Source organism: Acidovorax sp. CF316 (assembly GCF_000276605.1).
Lineage (GTDB): Bacteria > Pseudomonadota > Gammaproteobacteria > Burkholderiales > Burkholderiaceae_C > Acidovorax.
In genome coordinates this window covers 25174-47974 of record NZ_AKJX01000124.1, presented here as the reverse complement: position 1 = coordinate 47974, position 22801 = coordinate 25174, and the positions used below count along the sequence as shown (strand labels likewise).

The window sequence follows — 22801 nt, the reverse complement described above, 5'->3', positions numbered from 1 at the left end:
GCGGCCGCTTTACGGTCTTGCAATTGCGCCGAGCCTGCCCAACCGATCGTGTGGTTTTGGCAACGCTCTGAACGGTTCAGATGGGGAAAATTCTTTGCCGGTGAACTACCTTACTGATAGCATTCATGTGAAGTGTTAAGTTTTGTTGCGTCATTTTGACAAGTTACAGGGGACCAATCTTGATCTCAACGGGATCTTTGTTCAGTCGCCAGGCTGCGCCTCTGCTGGGTATCGACATCAGCTCATCCAGCGTCAAGTTGGTCGAGTTGGGGCGGGACAAGGCGGGAGGCCTGGTCCTTGAGCGCTGCGCCATCGAGCCGCTGGAACGCGGCTGGATCACCGATGGCAATATCGAAAAGTTCGACGAAGTGGCGGAAGCCCTGCGTCGCCTCGTCAAGAAAAGCGGCACCCGCACCAAAAATGTGGCGCTGGCTTTGCCGCCTTCCGCGGTGATCACCAAAAAGATCACCTTGCCCGGCGGCATGACCGAGCAGGAGCTCGAAGTCCAGGTCGAGTCTGAAGCAAATCAGTACATTCCTTTCTCTCTGGACGAGGTGAGTCTGGACTTTTGTGTCATAGGCCCCAGCAAGAGTTCCCCGGGTGATGTGGAAGTGTTGATTGCCGCATCCCGCAAGGAAAAGGTGCAGGACCGCCAGGGCCTCGCAGAAGCTGCCGGTCTGAAGCCGGTGGTGGTGGATATTGAGTCCAATGCCTCGCGCCTCGCCGCAGGCCGTTTGATCGAGGCATTGCCCAACAAGGGTGTAGATGCCCTGGTGGCATTGTTCGAGGTGGGCGCCGTGACCACCAGTATGCAGGTCATCCGCAATGAGGAAGTGGTCTATGACCGCGACCAGGCATTTGGTGGCGCGCAGCTGACCCAGCTGATTGTTCGGCAGTATGGTTTCTCGGTGGAAGAGGCCGAGAACAAGAAGCGCAGTGGCGATCTGCCCGAGGATTACCAGGCGGCGGTGCTGCGTCCTTTTGTGGACAACATGGCCCAGGAAATCGGACGGGCGCTGCAATTCTTCTTTACCAGCACGCCCCATAACCGCATCGATCACATCGTCCTGGCGGGCGGTTCGGCCCCGCTGCCAGGGTTGACGGAAGCAGTCACCCAGCAGACAGGCTTTGCCTGCAGCCTGGCCAATCCCTTTGACGGCATGGAAATTGGCAACTCGGTGCGGCTCAAGAAGATGGTGCGCGAAGCGCCTTCCTACCTGACATCGTGCGGCCTTGCCATGCGGAGGTTTCTGCAGTGATCTTGATTAACTTACTTCCCCACCGGGAAGCCGCCAGAAAACGCCGCCGCGAAGGATTTCAGGCGACGATGGTGGCCTCTGCCATTGTCGGCCTGCTGATTGCCGGCCTCATCTACTGGGTCTTGCAAACGCTGATCGCAGACCAGCAAGCCAGGAATGGGGTCCTCAAGGCTGAAATTCAAGTGCTTGAAGGTCAGATCAAGGAAATTGCGAATATCGAAGAGGAAATCGCTGCACTGCGCGCACGCCAGAAATCGGTAGAAGACCTGCAGGCGGACCGCAATCTGCCGGTTCACTTGTTGACGGAGTTGGTCAAGCAACTGCCTGACGGTGTGTACGTGACCAGTTTGAAGCAGACCAATCAGTCGATTGAAATCAAAGGGGTTGCGCAGTCCAATGAACGCATCTCGGAAATGCTGCGCAACCTGTCCAACAACACGCCTTGGTTGTCCAAGCCTGAACTGGTGGAGATCGTGGCCAGCAACGTGGCGCTGAGCCCGCGGGACAGTCGGCGCGTGGCGTCATTCAACCTTCGCTTCCAATTGGTGAAATCCAGCGAAGCCCGCAAGGCAATGGAAACAGCGGCAAGCTCTGCTAAAGGCTGACCCATGGCAACGAAAAAAGTTCAAAAAGTCGACGTGTCTGAGCAATTTGCGAACCTGCAGCGCCAGTTCACCAATCTGGATACCAAGGACCCATCCTTGTGGCCGCCCCTACCTCGGTACATTCTGTGTCTGTTCATTGTTGTGGCGGTGGTGGCTGCTTTGTGGTTTGTCAAACTGACGGATTATGAGGTGGAGCTGCAAACGGAAAAAACCACGGAGTTGACACTTCGTGAGGATTACAAGAAGAAGCTGCAAAAAGCAGTGAGTCTGGATGCCTTGAAAAAGCAGCGCGAGCAGATTCAACAATATGTTATTCAGTTGGAAAAGCAACTGCCTAGTAAAGCGGAAATGGCTGCGCTTCTCTCTGACATCAACCAATCTGGATTAGGACGCAGTCTGCAATTTGAGCTTTTCCGGCCGGGGCAAGTTGTTGTGCGCGAGTACTATGCAGAGTTGCCCATCTCGGTTCGGGTGACGGGGCGCTATCACGACATGGGGGCATTCGCTTCTGATATCGCGCATTTGTCGCGCATTGTTACGTTGAATGACGTGGCGATTGCTGCCCCTCAGGGAAAGGATAAGGAGCGCGATATTGCCAACGGAGTCCTCACCATGGATGCGACGGCACGAACCTTTCGCTATCTAGATACTGAGGAAATTCAAGCTCAGCGTAAAACAGCAGCGAAGGGAGCTGCAAAATGAGAATTCATAAATGCATTTTGGCGCTTTGCTGTGCAGTGTTGCTCGGCGGCTGTATGGGTTCTGGTGAGGATGAAGTGCGGCAGTGGATCGGCGAGGAGCGTGCCCAGGCACGGCCACGGGTTACGCCACTTACCGAGCCCAAGCAATTCAAGCCAGAGGCATACACTGCGGATGCGCAGTTGGAACCATTCAATCCGCTTAAATTAACGCAGGCCCTACGCCGAGATTCCGCGCAACTCGCGTCCAATGCCGCGCTGATCGCACCGGAAATGGCGCGCCGCAAAGAGCCTTTGGAAGCCTATCCATTGGATACCATCAAGATGGTCGGTAGCTTGCAGAGGAAGGGGCAACCCGCAGCTTTGGTCACGGCTGACAAACTGCTGTACCAAGTTACGGTGGGTCAGTATCTTGGGCAGAGCTATGGGCGCATCACGTCAATTAATGAAACAGCTATTCAACTGCGCGAAATTGTGCAGGATGCGACGGGAGACTGGATTGAACGGGTAACGTCGCTTGAGTTGCAAGAAGGGGTAAAAAAATGAAGCAGAAAAGTTTCGGGATGATGCGATTTCTCAATCGCGGTGTACTTCTTGCGACATCGGTTGCCGCAACTTCGCTGGCATGGGCGCAGGGTTCCATTGAAAATATCTCCGGTGCCATGCAAGGCGGCGTTGAGATTGTGCGGATTGATTTTTCCGAACCTGTGTCGGCACTACCGACCGGCTTCGTGACGCAGTCTCCTGCGCGAATTGCCTTGGATTTTCCTGACACGACCAGTGCCTTGGGAAAATCGGCCGTTCAGATTAATCAGGGAAACATCCGCTCAGCCAATTTGGTCCAGGCCCCCGGGCGATCGCGGGTGGTGCTGAACCTGAAGCAAGCGGCTTCTTATCGTACAGAGCTTCAGGGGAAGTCGGTTCTGGTGTATCTGGATACCACTGCGGCCCCTGTGATCGCGACCACCTCGCAGCCGGTGAGCTTTGCAGACAATGCGAATACGGAAGTGATGGCCATCAAGGACGTTGATTTCCGACGTGGGGCCGATGGGGCTGGCAGGGTGGTTGTGACCTTGCCAAATAATCAGGTGGGCGTAGACCTGCGACCCATTGGCAAAGGGTTGACGGTGGATTTTTTGAAATCCTCCCTGTCTGAGGGTTTGCGTCGCCGTCTGGATGTCACTGACTTTGGCACGCCTGTGCAGATCATATCGACGACCCAGCAAGGCGAGCGGGTGCGCATGGTGATTGAGCCTGTAGGCGAGTGGGAGCATAGCGCATACCAGAGCGACAATCAGTTCGTGGTGGAAGTGCGCCAAAAAAAGGTGGACTTGACGAAGTTGACGCAAGGTCCTGGTTACAGCGGTGAAAAGCTGTCGCTCAACTTTCAGAACATCGAGGTTCGCTCACTGCTGCAGGTGATCGCTGATTTCACCAACTTCAATATCGTGACATCTGACACTGTGACCGGCGCGTTGACGCTTCGTTTGAAGGATGTCCCCTGGGATCAGGCACTGCAAATCATCATGGATGCCAAGGGCCTCGGTATGCGGAAGAATGGCTCCGTTCTGTGGATCGCGCCCAAAGACGAAATCGATGACAGAACCAAGAAGGATTTTGAAGCTGCAATGGCTATCCAAAAGCTGGAGCCTTTGCGGACCCAAGCCTTTCAAATGAATTACGCCAAGGCCGTGGATATGGTGACGCAACTGTCAGCCAGTTCGGGGGGGAGTGGCGGTGGCACTACTAATCGGTTCTTGAGTGAGCGTGGGAGTGCCATTGCAGAGCCTCGCACCAATCAGTTGTTTGTTACTGATACCGCAAACAAACTGGAAGAAGTACGTCAGCTTCTCTCTACTTTGGACGTTGCAGTTCGGCAGGTGATGATTGAAGCGCGGATCGTGGAAGCTTCCGATACCTTCGGGCGTTCCCTTGGTGTGCGGCTGGGCGCGACCGACCTTCGTGCTTCGCGGGGGGGAGATGGTGGCTACTCATTAGGGACCAGTGGCAATCGGATTGGCTTTGGAACCAATTACAGCAATGCCGTGGCGTCAACGTCGGCTGGTGGGGCTGTGAATACAAATGGTAACTTTGTCAATCTGCCAGCGACTGCTATTGGAGGCTACGATCCGTCCAGTTTCGCAATTTCCATTTTCAACTCAGCAGCCAACCGGTTTTTGAATTTGGAGATCTCTGCTTTGGAGGCCGATGGGAAAGGTAAGATCGTCTCCAGCCCGAGGGTTGTGACGGCCGATCAAACGAAGGCATCTATTGAACAGGGTACAGAATTTCCTTATCCGGTGACTGCGCCTAATGGCGGTACGGTGATTGCCTTCAAGAAGGCTGTCTTGAAGTTGGAAGTACTTCCTCAGATCACTCCCGAAGGCAACATCATTCTTGACCTAGATGTCAACAAAGATAGCCCTGGCGAGGTGCTGAACAACGTTCGCGCGATTAATACAAAGCACATCAAGACCCAAGTGCTGGTTGAGAATGGCGGAACTGTGGTAATTGGTGGTATTTTTGAACTGTTTGAAGACAATTCGGAGACCAAAGTTCCACTTCTTGGCGATATACCAGGTGTTGGGAACTTATTTAAAACCCGTACAAAATCGGCCAACAAGCAGGAAATGCTGATTTTTATTACGCCTAAGGTTATTACAGATCGCTCGGCATTCCGTTAAGTTTTTTGAAATGGGAAAGAAAATGAAAAAATTATGGAAGAGTCTTCTCCTCGCTTCCGCCGCATTGCTGGCAGCATGTGGTGGGGGCGGTGGGAGTGGTGGTGAATCGGCGCTGCAATACCGTATTACGCTGAGCACCGCGAAGTCGCAGCTGCCAATCAACATAGCGAATCAACCGGCAAGCATAGGCGCTTTCGCCCCTTACACTACGACTTTGTATGTCGATGCGCGAGTCGGTTCTAACCCCATCCCGGGGGGGGAAGAGATTTTTGCCTGCAATATTGTTCAGGGCCTAGATTCCGGCGCTTTGTACTATATTGATGGTGATGAAGAGCATGAGAATGAAGATGGTACTCCGGCGGCATTCCGGTCCATCGTTCTCGGTGCGAACTCTGGTGGCGCATCCTTCCATTTTCATGCAGCCAACCAAGCGGGCACGGCACGCATCGTGTGCTCAGTTACCGATCCCCGTGATGGGAAGGTTTATAGCGCAAGTGTTGATATCCGGGTGGGCGCAGCGACTGGCAAAGTTGCCAGCGTAATCGGTAGGGCTGAAGCTCCGTTTGTCTTGGCTTCGAGAGATACCACTGCACGACCCCCTTACCGTAACAACATCGGTGTGCAAGCCTTTGTCATGGACGATGCAAATCAGCCTATTCCAGAACCATCTGCTCCCAATTTGCAGGTCAGTATCCGGTCGATTGGCACCGCGGCAGTGGGTGCACGTTTGCTGCAAGGGAACCAATCGGGCAGCGTGTTGCAAGTCCGTACAATTGGCGGCGTGGGGCTGTTCTCGCTGTCAAGTGGTCCCAATAACGGCTCCATCGTGCTGGAGTACGTCACTGACCGGTTTGACAATGATGTCACCAATGGCATTCAGGATCCGGTGACAGCTCTTCATGCGGTACCCGTTGTTGACAATGTTGCTGCAGCGCCGTTGAGCCTGTTGCCAGCTACAGCCAGTGCAACCGTTGGTTTGCCATATGCAGGGGTGTTCACTGTTCAGGGCGGGGTGGGTCCATACACATGGTCTGCTACTGCTCTGCCAGGTGGCCTGAGCATCAGCCCTGACGGTATCGTCAGTGGCGTGCCACAAGGTCCTGACGGGGCTTACAACGGGATTCTCACGGTGGTAGATGCCCTGGGTGCCAAGGTGAATGGCAACGTGATTTTCAACGTGACTGCGTCAACGGGACCCGTGGTGACCAATCCCCTCACGCTGAACGGGTGCGTCAGCAACGGCAGCGCCGCTTGCGCGCTGCCAGCAGGAAATGTGGGTGAGTCTTATCTCTACAGTCTGTCGGTGTCGGGCGGAAATACGACGCAACCTGTCGTTTGGACCTATGCGCCTACTCCTCTGCCTGCAGGTTTGAGAGGGGGCAGCACGGGTAACAGCGGCGTGATCAGCGGCACCCCCACTGCTTCGTGCAATGCCAGGTTCCTGGTGACAGCGACCCGCGGTACGGTTACCGTGACCCAGCAGGTGTCTGTGCAGATCGGTGCCAATACGGCGGCTTGCCCTTAATAGGGTCGGCGGTTGGTTCAGATCTCTTGGATCTGTCGGGCCCCCGCTGCTAGAGTAAAAACCCCGTGGGCCTGAGCCCACGGGGTTTTTCTTTTTTGGGGGGGCCTTGCAGGTTTTCTCGTCGGTGAGTGGTCTGCAGTCGCGGTGGCATTCTGCGTAAACTACGGGCCTATGCCTGAAACCGTCGATCTGATCCCCGCTTCTCGTCCCGTAGCCTCTGCAGGTATCGCCTCGCACAGAGTCGCCATCGATCTGGGCGATCGCAGCTACGGCATTGAAATCGGCGCCGGTCTTCTCGGTTGCCTGCAAGACGGCTTGGAGCTTCCCAATGGCTCGTCGGCCTTGGTCGTCACGAATGACACCGTGGGCCCGCTGTACGGGGCTGCTGTGATCGAAGCGCTGCGCAAGCGCTACCCGGTCGTGCACACGGTGACCTTGCCGGACGGCGAGGAGTTCAAAGGCTGGGAAACCCTGCAGCTGATCTTCGACGCCCTGCTGACAAATGGCTGCGACCGCAAGGCCGTGCTGTTCGCGCTGGGTGGTGGTGTGATCGGCGACATGACCGGCTTTGCCGCCGCGACCTACATGCGCGGCGTTCCCTTCGTGCAAATTCCCACGACCCTGCTGGCCCAGGTGGATTCCTCGGTGGGGGGCAAGACGGCCATCAACCACCCGCTGGGCAAGAACATGGTGGGCGCGTTCTACCAGCCCCGGCTGGTGGTTTGCGACCTGGCCACGCTCGACACCCTGAGCGCGCGCGAGATGAGCGCCGGGCTGGCGGAAGTGCTCAAGTACGGCCCCATTGCCGACATGGAGTTCATGCACTGGCTGGAATCCTCCGTCGACGCATTGCGTGCCCGTGACCGGAGGGCGCTGGCCCATGCTGTGCGGCGCAGCTGTGAGATCAAGGCCTGGGTGGTGAGCCAGGACGAGCGCGAAGGCGGTCTGCGGGCCATTTTGAATTTCGGCCATACCTTTGGCCATGCCATCGAAGCAGGCATGGGCTACGGCGTGTGGCTGCATGGCGAAGGCGTGGGGGCAGGGATGGTGATGGCCGCCGAGTTGTCGCGCCGTCTGGGCTTGGTGGACGATGCTTTCGTGCGGCGCCTGGTGTCCTTGATCGAATGCGCGGGGCTGCCCACAAAAGGGCCCGTCATCGATGCAGCCGACAATGCCGGCCGCTACCTGGAGCTCATGCGCATCGACAAGAAGTCCGAGGCGGGCGAGATCCGCTTCGTGCTGATCGACGGCCCTGGCAAGGCCATCGTCCGTGCGGCGCCCGATGCATTGGTGCGCGAAGTGATCGATGCCTGCTGCGCTTAGCGCATGCAGGGCGGGCGGGTTTGTGGGATGAGATGGGATGGCTGGCAGACAGGCTGTGCCTGTCGATCGTCTCAGCCTTGCCAGGCGCTGGTCACCGTTCGCGGCCACAATGAGGCCCTCCTGTTGACGAACGAGCACTGCGAGCCTGTTGTTGAACCCTAGATCCGACCTTGCCGTCTACGCCAGCCACCCTGCATCCAGCAGGGGGCGGCGCCACCCCGAAGTGCCGGCACCGACCCGCTCGGAATACCAGCGCGACCGTGATCGCATCGTGCACTCCACGGCGTTCCGCCGGCTGGTCTACAAGACCCAGGTCTTCCTCAACCACGAAGGCGACCTGTTCCGCACACGCCTGACCCATTCACTCGAAGTCGCGCAACTGGGGCGGTCGATCGCGCGCTCGCTGCACATCGATGAAGACCTGGTCGAAGCCATTTCGCTGGCCCATGACCTGGGCCACACGCCCTTTGGCCATGCGGGGCAGGACGCACTGCACGGCTGCATGGCCGACCATGGCGGTTTCGAGCACAACCTGCAGAGCCTGCGGGTCGTGGACCAGTTGGAGGAGCGCTACCCCCAATACGACGGGCTCAACCTGACTTTCGAGACCCGCGAAGGCATCCTCAAGCATTGCTCGCGCGCCCACGCGCAGCAGCTCGAACAGGCCGAGCCCGGCGGCGTGGGCGCGCGCTTCCTGCGCCGCGAGCAGCCCAGCCTGGAAGCCCAGTTGTGCAACCTGGCCGATGAGATCGCCTACAACGCCCACGACATTGATGACGGGGTGCGCTCCGGCCTCATAACCCTGGCGCAATTGGGCGAGGTGCCCCTGTTCGACCAGTACCGCCACGCTGCCCAGGCAATGCATCCCCACCTGGGCGAGTCTGCCATGCACCGCCGCCTGCTGTTCGAGGCAATCCGACTCATGCTCAGTGCCCAGGTGTACGACGTGATCGATGCCACCTCGGCGGCATTGGCGCGGGTGGCGCCCGGCAATGCCGATGCGGTGCGCCAGTCCCCGCCGCTGGTGATGTTCAGCGACAGCATGCGGGAGCAGTCCGTGGTGCTCAAGCGCTTTCTGTTCAAGAACCTGTACCGCCATCCGCAGGTCATGGAAACCACCGGGCGGGCGCAGCAGATCGTGCGGGATCTCTTCGCCGCCTACAGGCAGGCACCACAGGAGATGAAACCTGCCTTTGCCCAGCAAGCCAGCGCTGGGGACAGCACGCTCAAGGCGCGGGCGATTGCCGATTTCATCGCGGGCATGACCGACCGCTTCGCCGCGCGCGAGCACGAACGTCTGACGGGCCAGCGCCTGCTTGACTGAGGAACAACGGCGACCGCCGCTGGCTTTCGGCTGCAAGGCACCGCCAAAGACCGGGTTGGGGCCCGCCCGCTAAAATGGCAGGCCACCCCACGCGCCCAGCGCCTTTGCATGAACTCCCCCTCTTTCGCGGCCTCGCCATCGACCGAAGCCTCTTCGTCCCTTGCCTCGCAACCTGCCATCCGGGACACGGTCCAGTGGCTGGAACGCGCCGTCATCGGCCTGAACCTATGCCCTTTTGCGAAGGGGGTCCATGCCAAGGGGCAGATCCACTATGCCGTGAGCCAGGCGCAGGATGCGCAGCAACTGCTGGCCGATCTGCGTGGGGAGCTCCTGGCCCTGGCGGGTCTGGCGGCTGCCGTGCGCGACACCACCCTGCTGGTTGTGCCGACGCCGCTGCTGGCGGACTTCCTGGACTTCAACGACTTTCTGGGCGAGGCGGAGGACCTGCTCGAAGAACTCGAGCTGGACGGTGTGCTGCAGATCGCCAGCTTCCACCCGCAATTCCAGTTTGCCGGCACGCGCGCTGAAGACGTGACCAACTGCACCAACCGCTCCCCCTACCCCACACTGCACCTGCTGCGCGAAGAGAGCATCGACCGTGCCGTGGAAGTTTTCCCCGAGGCGGAAACCATTTACGAGCGCAACATCGAGGTGCTCGAGCAGCTCGGTCTGCCGGGGTGGGAGGCATTGCACGTCGGCCCCAGTTGTGCTGCCGCGACTGCTGCAGCAGCAGTGCCGGATGTGTCGACCACCGCGACCGGAAGTAAGGCATGAACGCGCCCCGCAACAAGCAGGGCGCCAAGCCCACGGGCAAGGGCGCTTCTGGCTCGCCAGTGGATCCTGTGCTGTCCGAGCTGCGCCCTGGCCAGTCGCTCGAGCTGCTGCAGGAGCTGCACATCCTCACGCGCGATGGCCGGCTCAACCAGGATTCGCGGCGCAAGCTCAAGCAGGTGTACCACCTGTTCAACTTCATCGAACCCCTGCTCGCCGAGCTGTCGGCCGACGGGCACAGCCCCAGTCTGGCCGACCATGGGGCAGGCAAGTCCTACCTGGGCTTCATCCTCTACGACCTGTATTTCAAGGCGCTCTCGCGTGGCCATATCTATGGCATCGAGACGCGCAGCGAGTTGGTGGACAAGTCGCGGGCACTGGCCCAGCGGCTTGGCTTCGGGCGCATGTCCTTCCTGAACCTGTCGGTGGCCGAATCCGCCGATGCCGCCGAACTGCCCGTGCAGATCGACCTCGTCACCGCGCTGCACGCCTGCGATACCGCCACTGACGACGCCATTGCCTTCGGCCTGCAAAAGCGGGCCCGGGCCATGGTCCTGGTGCCCTGCTGCCAGGCCGAGATGGCTGCCTGCCTGCGCCAGGGCAAGGCATTGCAACTGTCGCGCACGCCACTGGCCGAGTTGTGGCGCCACCCCCTGCACACACGCGAGCTGGGCAGCCAGGTCACCAACGTACTGCGCTGCCTGTACCTGGAAGCCAGCGGCTACCAGGTCACGGTGACCGAGCTTGTTGGCTGGGAGCACAGCATGAAGAACGAGCTCATCATCGCGCGCTACACAGGCCAGAAGAAGCGCAGCGCCGCCGAGCGCCTGCGGGCCATCCTGCGCGAGATGGGGTTGGAGCAGGCGATGGCGGCGCGCTTCGGCCTGCAGCCCGTGGCGGTACTCGGGGCAGAGGCCGACAGCAGCGCCGAAACTGCGGCGCCTTAGATCCCTCGGCGGGTGCCCGTGGGTGGCGGGCGGCGCATCGGATGAAAATGGGGACAGGTATATCATGCCCCTCCCACCCCATCTGATCACCTGCCTTCGCCATGGCCCGCCTGCCTCGACTCACACTGCCCGGCTTCCCCCACCATGTGATCCAGCGCGGCAACAACCGCCAGGCGATCTTCCTGGACCGGGCCGATTTCGAGGCCATGCTCGCACTGCTGGATGAAAACGCCCGCAAGTTCCAGGTGGCCCTGCATGCGTATGTGCTTATGGACAACCATTTTCATCTGCTGGCCACCCCGTCCACCGACGGCGGCCTGCCGCAGATGATGCAGTCCATAGGCCGCAGCTACGTGCGCTCCTTCAACCAGCGCCATGGCCGCACGGGCACCCTGTGGGAGGGGCGCTACCGCTCCACCGTGATCGATGCCGAGCGCTACCTGCTGGCCTGCATGGTCTACATCGACCTCAACCCCGTGCGCGCCGGCATCGCCCAGCGACCGGCCGACTACCCCTGGTCCAGCCATGGCCATTGGCTCGGTCTGCGCACCGACCGGCTCCTCACCACCCACGCGCTCTACTGGGCTCTGGGCAACACGCCCTTTGCACGCGAGGCCGCCTATGCTGCACTGGTGCAATCGGGCCTGGGCGAGAGACAGCTCCAGGCGCTTACACAATCCGCGCTGAGCGGCTGGGCCCTGGGTGAGCCCGATTTCGTGGCCGGGCTGCAGAAGCTCACATCCCGCAGGGTGACCAAGGCCAAGCCGGGCCGGCCCCCTGTGTCTGCTGCTTCCGAAGAAGAAGTCTGAGGAAGATCGGGGGCGACGGTAATGCGTACGCGCCATTTCGCCCATTTTGATATGTCCCCAATTAAATCCGACTTTTTCAGTTGGTTAATTTAAATGGAATCTGACCCCAATTAATATGCTTGCCTTGCATGTTGCAATGCACTAATCTTGCACTCCCTGCGAAAATTCATGAGGAGTGCGCCATGACCACGGCTGCCGAGATACAGCATCTCCAACAACACGGTTTGTATTCATCGTCCAACGAACACGACGCCTGCGGCCTCGGTTTCGTCGCCCACATCAAGGGCGTCAAGCGCCACGACATCGTGACGCAGGCCTTGAAGATCCTGGAGAACATCGACCACCGTGGTGCCGTGGGTGCCGACAAGCTCATGGGCGACGGTGCGGGCATCCTGATCCAGATCCCCGACGCGCTGTACCGCGAAGAAATGGCCAAGCTGGGCGTCACGCTGCCTGCCGCCGGTGAATACGGCGTGGGCATGATCTTCCTGCCCAAGGAGCACGCCTCCCGCCTGGCTTGCGAGCAGGAGATGGAGCGCGCCATCAAGGCCGAAGGCCAGGTGCTGCTCGGCTGGCGCGATGTGCCGGTGAACGTCGACATGCCCATGTCGCCCACCGTGCGCAAGAAGGAGCCCATCCTGCGCCAGGTCTTCATCGGTCGCGGCAACGACGTGATCGTGCAGGACGCGCTGGAACGCAAGCTCTACGTGATCCGCAAGACGGCCAGCGCCGCCATCCAGAACCTCAAGCTCAAGCACAGCAAGGAATACTACGTTCCCAGCATGTCCAGCCGCACCGTGGTCTACAAGGGCCTGCTGCTGGCCGACCAGGTGGGCACCTACTACATGGACCTGCAGGACGAGCGCTGCGTCTCGGCCATCGGCCTGGTGCACCAGCGTTTCTCGACCAACACCTTCCCCGAGTGGCCCTTGGCCCACCCCTACCGCTACGTGGCGCACAACGGTGAAATCAACACCGTCAAGGGCAACTACAACTGGATGAAGGCGCGCGAGGGCGTGATGGCTTCGCCCGTGCTTGCGGCCGACCTGCACAAGCTCTATCCCATCAGCTTCGCCGACCAGTCCGACACCGCCACGTTCGACAACTGCCTCGAGCTGCTGACCATGGCCGGGTACCCCATCAGCCAGGCCGTGATGATGATGATCCCCGAGCCCTGGGAGCAGCACACCACCATGGACGAGCGCCGCCGCGCGTTCTATGAATACCATGCCGCGATGATGGAGCCGTGGGACGGCCCGGCCTCCATCGTCTTCACCGATGGCCGCCAGATCGGCGCCACGCTGGACCGCAACGGCCTGCGCCCTTCGCGCTACTGCATCACCGACGATGATCTGGTCGTCATGGCCTCGGAATCGGGCGTGCTGCCGATCCCCGAGAACAAGATCGTGCGCAAGTGGCGCCTGCAGCCCGGCAAGATGTTCCTCATCGACCTGGAGCAGGGCCGCATGATCGACGACGAGGAGCTCAAGGCCAACGTCGTCAACACCAAGCCCTACAAGCAGTGGATCGAGAACCTGCGCATCAAGCTCGACAGCATCGACGCTGCCGCGGACGCGCCCGTGGCCCAGGCTGCCACACTGCCATTGCTCGACCGCCAGCAGGCCTTCGGCTACACGCAGGAAGACATCAAGTTCCTGATGGCCCCCATGGCCAAGAACGGCGAGGAGGGCATCGGCTCCATGGGCAACGACAGCCCGCTGGCCGTGCTCTCGGGCAAGAACAAGCCGCTGTTCAACTACTTCAAGCAGCTGTTCGCCCAGGTGACCAACCCGCCGATCGACCCGATCCGCGAGGCCATCGTGATGTCGCTCAACAGCTTCATCGGCCCCAAGCCGAACCTGCTGGACATCAACCAGGTCAACCCGCCGATGCGGCTCGAAGTGAGCCAGCCCGTGCTCGACTTCGCCGACATGGCCAAGCTGCGCGACATCGAGAAGTACACGCAAGGCAAGTTCAAGAGCGCCACCATCGACATCACCTACCCGCTGGACTGGGGCCGTGAGGGCGTGGAAGCCAAGCTGGCCTCGCTGTGCGCACAGGCGGTCGACGCCATCAAGGGCGGCGCCAACATCCTGATCGTCAGCGACCGTGCTGTGAGCGCCACGCAGGTGGCCATCCCCGCATTGCTGGCCCTGTCGGCCATCCACCAGCACCTGGTTGGCGCGGGCCTGCGCACCACGGCCGGCCTGGTGGTCGAGACCGGCACCGCGCGCGAAGTGCACCACTTCGCCGTGCTGGGCGGCTACGGCGCCGAAGCCGTGCACCCCTACCTCGCGATGGAAACCCTGACCGAGATGCACAAGGACATGCCCGGCGACCTGTCGCCGGACAAGGCCATCTACAACTACGTCAAGGCCATCGGCAAGGGCCTGTCGAAGATCATGTCCAAGATGGGCGTGAGCACCTACATGAGCTACTGCGGTGCACAGCTGTTCGAGGCCATCGGCCTGAACACCGACACCGTGGGCAAGTACTTCACCGGCACCGCCAGCCGCGTGGAAGGCATCGGCGTGTTCGAGATCGCCGAGGAAGCCATCCGCATGCACAAGGCCGCCTTCGGCGATGACCCCGTGCTCGAAACCATGCTCGACGCCGGCGGCGAATACGCCTGGCGCGCCCGTGGCGAAGAGCACATGTGGAGCCCCGACGCGATCGCCAAGCTGCAGCATTCCACGCGTGCCAACAACTGGAACACGTACAAGGAATACGCGCAGATCATCAACGACCAGAGCAAGCGCCACATGACGCTGCGCGGCCTGTTCGAGTTCAAGATCGATCCTGCCAAGGCCATCCCCGTGGACGAGGTCGAGCCCGCCAAGGAGATCGTCAAGCGCTTCGCCACCGGCGCCATGTCGCTGGGCTCCATCTCCACCGAAGCCCATGCCACGCTGGCCGTGGCCATGAACCGCATCGGCGGCAAGAGCAACACCGGCGAGGGCGGCGAGGACGCTGCGCGCTACCGCAACGAACTCAAGGGCATCCCGATCAAGCAGGGCGATTCGCTCAAGAGCGTGATCGGCGCCGAGAACGTCGAGGTCGACCTGCCCCTGCAGGACGGTGACTCCCTGCGCAGCCGCATCAAGCAGGTGGCCTCGGGCCGCTTCGGCGTCACGGCCGAGTACCTGTCCTCGGCCGACCAGATCCAGATCAAGATGGCGCAGGGCGCCAAGCCCGGCGAAGGCGGTCAGCTGCCTGGTGGCAAGGTCTCCAACTACATCGGCAAGCTGCGCCACAGCGTGCCCGGCGTGGGCCTGATCTCGCCCCCGCCGCACCATGACATCTACTCCATCGAAGACCTGGCCCAGCTGATCCACGACCTGAAGAACGTGGCGCCGCATGCCAGCATCAGCACCAAGCTGGTGTCCGAAGTCGGCGTGGGCACCATTGCCGCGGGCGTCACCAAGTGCAAGAGCGATCACATCGTGATCGCCGGCCATGACGGCGGTACGGGCGCATCGCCCTGGTCGTCGATCAAGCACGCGGGCGGTCCCTGGGAGATCGGCCTGGCCGAAACCCAGCAGACCCTGGTGCTCAACCGCCTGCGCGGCCGCGTGCGCGTGCAGGCCGACGGCCAGATGAAGACCGGCCGCGACGTCGCCATCGGCGCGCTGCTGGGTGCCGACGAATTCGGCTTCGCCACGGCGCCGCTGGTCGTCGAAGGCTGCATCATGATGCGCAAGTGCCACCTGAACACCTGCCCGGTGGGCGTGGCCACGCAGGACCCGGCGCTGCGCGCCAAGTTCTCGGGCAAGCCCGAGCACGTGGTCAACTACTTCTTCTTCATCGCCGAAGAAGTGCGCCAGATCATGGCCCAGCTGGGCATCCGCAAGTTCGACGACCTGATCGGCCGCTCCGACCTGCTCGACACGCGTTCCGGCATCGCCCACTGGAAGGCTCGCGGCCTCGATTTCGGCCGCCTGTTCGCCCAGCCCAACGTGCCTGCCGACGTACCACGCTTCCATGTGGACGTGCAGGACCACAACATCGAGCACACGCTGGACCGCAAGCTCATCGAGCGCAGCCGCCCTGCCATCGACAAGGGCGAGCGCGTGCAGTTCATCGAGGTGGCGCGCAACGTCAACCGCTCCGTGGGCGCCATGCTCTCGGGTGCCGTGACGCGGGCCCATCCCGAAGGCCTGCCGGATGACACCATCCGCATCCAGCTCGAAGGCACGGGCGGCCAGTCGTTCGGCGCCTTCCTCACGCGTGGCATCACGCTGTACCTGATCGGCGACGCCAACGACTACACCGGCAAGGGCCTGTCGGGCGGGCGCGTCATCGTGCGCCCCAGTATCGACTTCCGTGGCGACTCGGTGCGCAACACCATCGTCGGCAACACGGTGATGTACGGCGCCACCACGGGCGAAGCCTTCTTCAGTGGCGTGGCCGGCGAACGCTTCGCCGTGCGCCTGTCGGGTGCCACGGCCGTCGTCGAAGGCACGGGCGACCATGGCTGCGAATACATGACCGGCGGCACCGTGATGGTGCTGGGCAAGACCGGCCGCAACTTCGCTGCCGGCATGAGCGGCGGCGTGGCCTACGTCTACGACGAGGACGGGCAGTTCGACACGCGCTGCAACATGTCCATGGTCACGCTCGAGCGCATCCTTCCGTCGTCCGAGCAGGAAGCCACGGTGCCACGCGCCATCTGGCATGGCGGCCAGACCGACGAAGCCCAGCTCAAGAAGCTGCTGGAAGACCACAACCGCTGGACGGGCAGCAAGCGCGCGCGCGAACTGCTCGACAACTGGGCGGCATCGCGCAGCAAGTTCGTCAAGGTCTTCCCGACCGAGTACAAGCGCGCGCTGGCCGAGATTTATGAACGCAAGGTGCTCGAGGAGCCTGCCACCCCCGCGGTGGCACCGGCCTCCAAGAACGTGGCCGTGCCCGCCAAGTAAGGCGCGGCCCCACCGAACACCCGCACAGCATTCATAGACAAGGACACGCAATCATGGGAAAGACCACCGGCTTCATGGAGTACGAGCGCATCGAAGAGGGCTACAAGCCCGTCGGCGAGCGCCTGAAGCACTACAAGGAATTCGTCATCGGGCTCGATGAGTCCCAAGCCAAGCTACAGGGCGCGCGCTGCATGGACTGCGGCACGCCGTTCTGCAACAGCGGTTGCCCGGTGAACAACATCATTCCGGACTTCAACGACCTGGTCTACCAGGCCGACTGGAAGAGCGCCATTGCCGTGCTGCACAGCACGAACAACTTCCCCGAATTCACCGGCCGCATCTGCCCCGCGCCCTGCGAGGCGGCCTGCGTGCTCAACGTGAACGATGACGCCGTGGGCATCAAGTCCATCGAGCACGCGATCATCGACCGCGCCTGGGAAGAGGGCTGGGTCAAGCCCCTGCCGTCCAAGCACAAGACCGGCAAGAAGGTCGCCGTGATCGGTGCCGGCCCGGCCGGCATGGCTGCGGCCCAGCAGCTGGCGCGCGTCGGCCACGAGGTGACCCTGTTCGAGAAGAACGACCGCATCGGTGGCCTGTTGCGCTACGGCATCCCCGACTTCAAGATGGAGAAGTCGCACATCGACCGCCGTGCCGAGCAGCTCAAGGCCGAAGGCGTCACCATCCGCACCAGCGTTTTCGTCGGCGCGGCCAAGGACGGCCTGGGCAAGGGCTCCAAGGTCACCAACTGGGCCAAGGAGACCATCACCCCCGAGCAGTTGCAGGCCGAGTTCGACGCCGTGCTGCTCACCGGCGGTGCCGAGCAGAGCCGCGACCTGCCGGTGCCCGGCCGCGACCTCGATGGCATCCACTTCGCCATGGAGTTCCTGCCCCAGCAGAACAAGGTCAACGCCGGCGACAAGCTCAAGAACCAGCTGCGCGCCGACGGCAAGCACGTCATCGTCATCGGTGGCGGCGACACCGGCAGCGACTGCGTGGGCACCAGCAACCGCCACGGCGCGGTCAGCGTCACCCAGTTCGAGCTGATGCCCCAGCCTCCCGAAGTCGAAAACCGCCCCATGACCTGGCCCTACTGGCCGATCAAGCTGCGCACCAGCTCCAGCCACGAAGAGGGCTGCGAGCGCGAGTTCGCCATCTCCACCAAGGAGTTCATTGGCGAGAAGGGCAAGGTCACCGGCCTCAAGACCGTGCGCGTGGAGTGGAAGGACGGCAAGATGGTCGAAGTCCCGGGCTCCGAGAAGATCCTCAAGGCCGACCTGGTGCTGCTGGCCATGGGCTTCGTGAGCCCCGTCGCCGCCGTGCTCGAAGCCTTCGGCGTCGAGAAGGATGCCCGCGGCAACGCCCGTGCCACCACCGAGTTCGATGGCGGCTATGCCACCAGCGCCCCCAAGGTGTTTGCCGCCGGCGACATCCGCCGTGGCCAGTCCCTGGTGGTCTGGGCGATCCGCGAAGGCCGCCAGGCTGCGCGCTCGGTCGACGAGTTCCTCATGGGCTACTCGGACCTGCCGCGCTGATTGCTGGCAGGCCAATGGCTGAGAGCGGCGCCCGAGCGGCGCCGTTTTTCATGGCGCGTGCAGGAGGAGACACCGGGAAAAAACCGTTGCGCACGCGCGACGCCGGATGTAGGCACAATTGGAAGCAATGTCCCTCCGGGAATACCAGACACTGGCATACCGGACACCGCCTGCAACGCCGTATGGGAAAAATGCAAACATACATGTATGTATGTTTGTTGATTCGGCTACCATCGCTGCTGTCTTGCGCGCATGGCTTGCCTTGCGTGTGGACCGCCGTTTTCTGATACCTGCCCCTCTGTTCCTCATTGATGCCCGAGCCTTCGCCCTTTGCCGAACTGCGCAACGTCACCTTCTCCTATGGTGACCGCGCCATCCTGCGCGACGTGTCGCTGACCGTGCCGCGCGGCAAGGTCACGGCGCTCATGGGGGCCTCGGGCGGGGGCAAGACCACGGTGCTGCGCCTCATCGGCGGGCAGCAGCAGGCCCAGCAGGGTGAGGTGCTGTTCGACGGCCAGAACGTCGGGCGCATGGATGCGACCGCCCTGTACACGGCGCGCCGGCGCATGGGCATGCTGTTCCAGTTCGGCGCCCTGTTCACCGACCTCGACGTGTTCGAGAACGTGGCCTTCCCGCTGCGCGAGCATACGCAGCTGCCCGAAGAGCTGGTCCGTGACGTGGTGCTCATGAAGCTCAATGCCGTGGGCTTGCGGGGTGCGCGCGACCTCATGCCCAGCCAGATCTCGGGCGGCATGGCGCGGCGCGTGGCGCTGGCCCGGGCCATTGCGCTCGACCCCGAACTGGTCATGTACGACGAGCCTTTCGCCGGGCTCGACCCGATTTCCCTGGGCACGGCCGCCCAGCTCATCCGCCAGCTCAACGACGCCATGGGGCTCACCAGCATCGTGGTCTCGCACGATCTGGAGGAAACTTTCCGCCTGGCCGACCACGTGATCATCCTGGGCGAGGGCGTGGTCGCCGCGCAGGGCACTCCCGACGAGGTGCGTGCCAGCACCGACCCGCTGGTGCACCAGTTCGTGCACGCGCTGCCCACGGGCCCTGTGCCCTTCCATTACCCGGGCCCCACGGCCGAGCAGGACTTCGGCCCTGCCGGGGGGATAGGCCTGTGAGCTGGTACAAGCCTTCCGACGTGGGCCTGGCCGTGCGCAGCCAGCTCGCGGACATCGGGGCCGCGGCCCACCTGTTCGTGCGCCTGGTGCGCCTGTTCGGGGCCACTTTTCTGCGGCCTTCGCTGGTGCGCGACCAGGTGCACTTCCTGGGCAACTATTCGCTGGCCATCATCGCCGTCTCGGGCCTGTTCGTGGGCTTCGTGCTCGGCCTGCAGGGCTACTACACGCTGCAGCGCTACGGCTCGTCCGAGGCGCTGGGCATGCTGGTGGCGCTGTCGCTGGTGCGCGAGCTCGGGCCCGTGGTCACGGCGCTGCTGTTCGCCGGCCGGGCGGGCACCTCGCTCACGGCCGAGATCGGGCTCATGCGCGCGGGCGAGCAGCTCAGCGCCATGGAGATGATGGCGGTGGACCCCGTGCGCCGCATCCTGGCGCCGCGCTTCTGGGCCGGCGTGATCACCATGCCGCTGCTGGCCGCGGTGTTCAGTGCGGTCGGCGTGATCGGCGGCTGGGTGGTCGGCGTGGTGCTGATCGGCATCGACCCCGGCGCCTTCTGGAGCCAGATGCAGGGCGGGGTGGATGTCTGGAAGGACGTCGGCAACGGTGTTGCCAAGAGCGTTGTCTTTGGCATCACCGTCACCTTCGTGGCGTTGCTGCAGGGCTATTCCGCCAAGCCCACGCCCGAAGGGGTGTCCCGCGCGACCACGCGCACCGTGGTGATGGCCTCGCTGGCAGTGCTGGCGCTGGACTTCCTCCTCACCGCCATGATGTTCAGCATCTGATGCCGGGCTGCCGGCAGACGAAGAAAAGAGACCTTAACGATGCAACGCTCCAAGAATGATGTCTGGGTAGGCCTGTTCGTGATGCTGGGCATCGCGGCACTGGTGTTCCTGGCCCTGCAGTCGGCCAACCTGCTGAGCCTCAATTTCCAGCGTGGCTACCAGCTCACCGCGCGCTTCGACAACATCGGCGGCCTGAAGCCCCAGGCTGCGGTGCGCAGCGCCGGCGTGGTCGTGGGCCGGGTCGAGTCGATCAGCTTCGACGACAAGACCTACCAGGCGCGCGTCACCCTGGCCATGCAGGACCGCTATGCGTTCCCCAAGGACAGTTCGCTCAAGATCCTCACCAGCGGCCTGCTGGGTGAGCAATACATTGGCATCGAGGCCGGTGGCGACGAGAAGAACCTTGCAGCGGGAGACACGATCACCGCCACGCAGTCCGCCGTGGTGCTCGAAAACCTGATTGGACAATTTCTTTACAGCAAAGCCGAAGACGGCAGTAAGCCCGCAGGGGCAGGTGGCAAAAAATGATGAACAGGATGCAAGCGGGCCCTGCCCGCGACGATGACAACCACGGCGCGGATGGCGCTGCAACGCTGCGCCGCGCCGGCCGCGCGCTGGTGGCCGTACTGGGCCTGGCCCTGCTGGCGGGCTGTGCGAGCGGCCCGCGCAACGATCCGCGCGACCCGCTGGAGCCTTACAACCGCGGCGTCACCAAGTTCAACGAACAGGTCGATGCCATCGTGCTCAAGCCCGTGGCCACGGCCTACAAGGAAGTCACGCCCGCTCCCGTGCGCACCGGGGTGAGCAACTTCTTTGCCAATCTGACCGACGTCTGGTCCTTCGTGAACAACGTGCTGCAGTTCCGGCTCGAAGGTGCTGCCTCCAGCTTCATGCGCGTCAACGTGAACACCTTCCTCGGTCTGGGCGGCGTGCTTGACGTGGCCAGCGAGATCGGCATCGACCGCTACCGCCAGGACTTCGGCCTGACGCTGGGCCGCTGGGGCGTGGATACCGGCCCCTACCTGGTCCTGCCCATCCTGGGGCCGTCCACCGTGCGCGATACCTTCGCGCTGCCGGTGGACATGGTGGGCAACCCCGTGCGCTATGTGGACCCGACCTCGGCCCGCAATTCGCTCTACGCCCTGCGCGCGGTGGACGCGCGTGCCAACCTGCTGCGCGCCGGTTCGGTGCTCGACAGCGCGGCGCTCGACAAATACAGCTTCACGCGCGATGTGTTCCTGCAGGTGCGAAGCCAGGCCGGGGCGGCCCCATACGACAAGGACGACAGCGACCGCGACGCCAATGACGGCGTGCTGCCCGAGGAGCCCCCACCGGCAAATACCAAAACCCGCTGAACCGGCGGAGGATTCAAGCTCGGCGGGGTGTTGCACTTGCTTGCAATCCGCTACCGGGCAGAAGCACATGGCAGGCATTGAGCGCCCACAATGAAATCAAGGGTGCCTTGCCCGCCCCCATGAAAGAAGACGAGATGATGACGACGATGATGATAAACCGACGACTCATGGGCCACATGGCCCTGACCCTGGTGGCTGTGACCTCCCTGGGCCTGCCGTTGTCCGCTGCTGCTGCCGACGAAGCCCCCGACGCCCTGATCAAGCGCCTGTCTACCGACGTGCTCAACACGGTCAAGGCCGACAAGTCCATCCAGGGTGGCGACATCTCCAAGGTGATCGCGCTGGTGGACAAGACGGTCATGCCGAACGTGAACTTCCGCCGCATGACCGCCGCCGCCGTGGGGCCGGGCTGGCGGCAGGCCACGCCCGAGCAGCAAAAGCGCCTGCAGGACGAATTCAAGATACTGCTGGTGCGCACCTATGCGGGTGCGCTGGCCCAGGTCAACGACCAGACTATCCTGGTCAAGCCCTTGCGTGCCGATCCGGCCGACAAGGACGTGCTGGTGCGCACCGAGATCGTGGGCCGGGGCGACCCGATCCAGCTCGATTACCGCCTGGAAAAGACCCCGGGCGACGGCGCAGGCTGGAAGATCTACAACCTCAACGTGCTCGGCGTGTGGCTGGTGGAAACGTACAAGGGCCAGTTCGCGCAGGAAATCAACGCCAAGGGCGTGGATGGCCTGATCGCCTCGCTCGAGGCGCGCAACAAGTCCAATGCCGGTACCAAGGGCTGACGCGGGGCCTGCCTCCATGCCCGTGCTGGTCCTTCCGCAGGAGCTGACCCACCGCCAGGCACCGGCCTGCCTGCGCATGCTCCTGCAGGGCCTCAAGGTGCACAAGGAGCCGAGCGTGGTCGTGGACGCCCAGGCGCTGGCGGTGTTCGACACCTCTGCGCTGGCGGTGCTGCTCGAGTGCCGGCGCGAAGCGCTCTCGGACCGCAAGACCTTCGCCGTGCAGGGCCTGCCCGCAGCCTTGAACAGCATGGCTGGCCTGTACGGCGTGGCCGACCTGCTGCCTGCGGCCTGATCCCTTCGGCAGGGGTTCCCGGGGCCGGCACAGCAGGTTTGTGCACCAGGCCTTA

The 22801-nt window shown here is 62.4% G+C and carries 19 protein-coding genes; all 19 read left to right on the top strand.

Annotated features, from left to right (window positions below):
* Nucleotides 1-179: 179 nt before the first annotated feature.
* On the top strand, nt 180-1259 hold the full coding sequence (locus tag PMI14_RS15195; RefSeq protein WP_007855788.1) for a pilus assembly protein PilM: 1080 nt from the start codon (nt 180-182) through the stop codon (nt 1257-1259).
* On the top strand, nt 1256-1864 hold the full coding sequence (locus PMI14_RS15190) for a PilN domain-containing protein (RefSeq protein WP_035203943.1): 609 nt from the start codon (nt 1256-1258) through the stop codon (nt 1862-1864). Before PMI14_RS15195 ends, PMI14_RS15190 begins: the two co-directional genes overlap by 4 nt.
* Before the next feature lie 3 nt (nt 1865-1867).
* Nucleotides 1868-2566, top strand: a complete 699-nt coding sequence (locus PMI14_RS15185) for a type 4a pilus biogenesis protein PilO (protein WP_007855786.1) — start codon at nt 1868-1870, stop codon at nt 2564-2566.
* The gene (locus tag PMI14_RS34250; RefSeq protein WP_081497334.1) at nt 2563-3108 is read left to right on the top strand and encodes a pilus assembly protein PilP; all 546 of its coding nucleotides are present in this window, start codon (nt 2563-2565) and stop codon (nt 3106-3108) included. Before PMI14_RS15185 ends, PMI14_RS34250 begins: the two co-directional genes overlap by 4 nt.
* Nucleotides 3105-5246 (top strand): type IV pilus secretin PilQ, encoded by a 2142-nt coding sequence (pilQ, locus tag PMI14_RS15180; RefSeq protein WP_007855784.1) that lies wholly within the window; start codon nt 3105-3107, stop codon nt 5244-5246. The genes PMI14_RS34250 and pilQ overlap by 4 nt, the downstream gene beginning before the upstream one ends.
* Before the next feature lie 10 nt (nt 5247-5256).
* Entirely contained in the window at nt 5257-6771 is a 1515-nt protein-coding gene (locus tag PMI14_RS34245) for an Ig domain-containing protein (RefSeq protein ID WP_238541848.1), read from the top strand.
* 171 nt (nt 6772-6942) lie between these two features.
* Nucleotides 6943-8094, top strand: a complete 1152-nt coding sequence (aroB, locus tag PMI14_RS15175) for a 3-dehydroquinate synthase (RefSeq protein WP_007855780.1) — start codon at nt 6943-6945, stop codon at nt 8092-8094.
* A 151-nt stretch (nt 8095-8245) separates the two neighbouring features.
* Nucleotides 8246-9418 carry a deoxyguanosinetriphosphate triphosphohydrolase gene (locus tag PMI14_RS15170; RefSeq protein WP_007855778.1) on the top strand — a complete coding sequence of 391 codons (1173 nt, stop codon included), beginning with the start codon at nt 8246-8248 and terminating at the stop codon, nt 9416-9418.
* 108 nt (nt 9419-9526) lie between these two features.
* Entirely contained in the window at nt 9527-10192 is a 666-nt protein-coding gene (locus PMI14_RS15165) for a DUF1415 domain-containing protein (protein WP_007855774.1), read from the top strand.
* Nucleotides 10189-11136 (top strand): SAM-dependent methyltransferase, encoded by a 948-nt coding sequence (locus PMI14_RS15160; protein ID WP_007855772.1) that lies wholly within the window; start codon nt 10189-10191, stop codon nt 11134-11136. Before PMI14_RS15165 ends, PMI14_RS15160 begins: the two co-directional genes overlap by 4 nt.
* A 101-nt stretch (nt 11137-11237) precedes the next feature.
* A complete protein-coding gene (locus PMI14_RS15155; protein ID WP_007855771.1) occupies nt 11238-11945 on the top strand; it encodes a transposase in 708 nt (235 codons plus the stop codon).
* 182 nt (nt 11946-12127) lie between these two features.
* Nucleotides 12128-16864, top strand: a complete 4737-nt coding sequence (locus PMI14_RS15150; protein ID WP_007855770.1) for a glutamate synthase-related protein — start codon at nt 12128-12130, stop codon at nt 16862-16864.
* A 53-nt stretch (nt 16865-16917) separates the two neighbouring features.
* Nucleotides 16918-18396 (top strand): glutamate synthase subunit beta, encoded by a 1479-nt coding sequence (locus PMI14_RS15145; protein ID WP_007855769.1) that lies wholly within the window; start codon nt 16918-16920, stop codon nt 18394-18396.
* A 311-nt stretch (nt 18397-18707) separates the two neighbouring features.
* Nucleotides 18708-19526: an ABC transporter ATP-binding protein gene (locus PMI14_RS15140; RefSeq protein ID WP_007855768.1), complete on the top strand. Its 819-nt coding sequence runs from the start codon at nt 18708-18710 to the stop codon at nt 19524-19526.
* Nucleotides 19523-20305 (top strand): lipid asymmetry maintenance ABC transporter permease subunit MlaE, encoded by a 783-nt coding sequence (gene mlaE, locus PMI14_RS15135; RefSeq protein WP_007855767.1) that lies wholly within the window; start codon nt 19523-19525, stop codon nt 20303-20305. The genes PMI14_RS15140 and mlaE overlap by 4 nt, the downstream gene beginning before the upstream one ends.
* Nucleotides 20306-20344: 39 nt before the next feature.
* Nucleotides 20345-20833, top strand: coding sequence for an outer membrane lipid asymmetry maintenance protein MlaD (gene mlaD, locus PMI14_RS15130; RefSeq protein ID WP_007855766.1), 489 nt, complete (start codon nt 20345-20347; stop codon nt 20831-20833).
* Nucleotides 20830-21660: a VacJ family lipoprotein gene (locus PMI14_RS15125; protein ID WP_007855765.1), complete on the top strand. Its 831-nt coding sequence runs from the start codon at nt 20830-20832 to the stop codon at nt 21658-21660. Before mlaD ends, PMI14_RS15125 begins: the two co-directional genes overlap by 4 nt.
* A 149-nt stretch (nt 21661-21809) precedes the next feature.
* Entirely contained in the window at nt 21810-22454 is a 645-nt protein-coding gene (locus tag PMI14_RS15120) for an ABC transporter substrate-binding protein (RefSeq protein WP_035203968.1), read from the top strand.
* Nucleotides 22455-22476: 22 nt separating this feature from the next.
* Complete coding sequence (locus PMI14_RS15115; RefSeq protein WP_035203965.1) at nt 22477-22746, top strand: lipid asymmetry maintenance protein MlaB; 270 nt, start codon at nt 22477-22479, stop codon at nt 22744-22746.
* Nucleotides 22747-22801 lie beyond the last annotated feature (55 nt).

Excerpts from the sequence above, each read along its gene's own strand:
- PMI14_RS15185 (WP_007855786.1), top strand. The coding sequence starts at position 1,868 with ATGGCAACGAAAAAAGTTCAAAAAGTCGACGTGTCTGAGCAATTTGCG.
- PMI14_RS34250 (WP_081497334.1), top strand. The coding sequence starts at position 2,563 with ATGAGAATTCATAAATGCATTTTGGCGCTTTGCTGTGCAGTGTTGCTC.
- pilQ (WP_007855784.1), top strand. The coding sequence starts at position 3,105 with ATGAAGCAGAAAAGTTTCGGGATGATGCGATTTCTCAATCGCGGTGTA.
- PMI14_RS34245 (WP_238541848.1), top strand. The coding sequence starts at position 5,257 with ATGGGAAAGAAAATGAAAAAATTATGGAAGAGTCTTCTCCTCGCTTCC.
- aroB (WP_007855780.1), top strand. The coding sequence starts at position 6,943 with ATGCCTGAAACCGTCGATCTGATCCCCGCTTCTCGTCCCGTAGCCTCT.
- PMI14_RS15165 (WP_007855774.1), top strand. The coding sequence starts at position 9,527 with ATGAACTCCCCCTCTTTCGCGGCCTCGCCATCGACCGAAGCCTCTTCG.
- PMI14_RS15160 (WP_007855772.1), top strand. The coding sequence starts at position 10,189 with ATGAACGCGCCCCGCAACAAGCAGGGCGCCAAGCCCACGGGCAAGGGC.
- PMI14_RS15155 (WP_007855771.1), top strand. The coding sequence starts at position 11,238 with ATGGCCCGCCTGCCTCGACTCACACTGCCCGGCTTCCCCCACCATGTG.
- PMI14_RS15150 (WP_007855770.1), top strand. The coding sequence starts at position 12,128 with ATGACCACGGCTGCCGAGATACAGCATCTCCAACAACACGGTTTGTAT.
- PMI14_RS15145 (WP_007855769.1), top strand. The coding sequence starts at position 16,918 with ATGGGAAAGACCACCGGCTTCATGGAGTACGAGCGCATCGAAGAGGGC.
- PMI14_RS15140 (WP_007855768.1), top strand. The coding sequence starts at position 18,708 with ATGCCCGAGCCTTCGCCCTTTGCCGAACTGCGCAACGTCACCTTCTCC.
- mlaD (WP_007855766.1), top strand. The coding sequence starts at position 20,345 with ATGCAACGCTCCAAGAATGATGTCTGGGTAGGCCTGTTCGTGATGCTG.
- PMI14_RS15125 (WP_007855765.1), top strand. The coding sequence starts at position 20,830 with ATGATGAACAGGATGCAAGCGGGCCCTGCCCGCGACGATGACAACCAC.
- PMI14_RS15120 (WP_035203968.1), top strand. The coding sequence starts at position 21,810 with ATGATAAACCGACGACTCATGGGCCACATGGCCCTGACCCTGGTGGCT.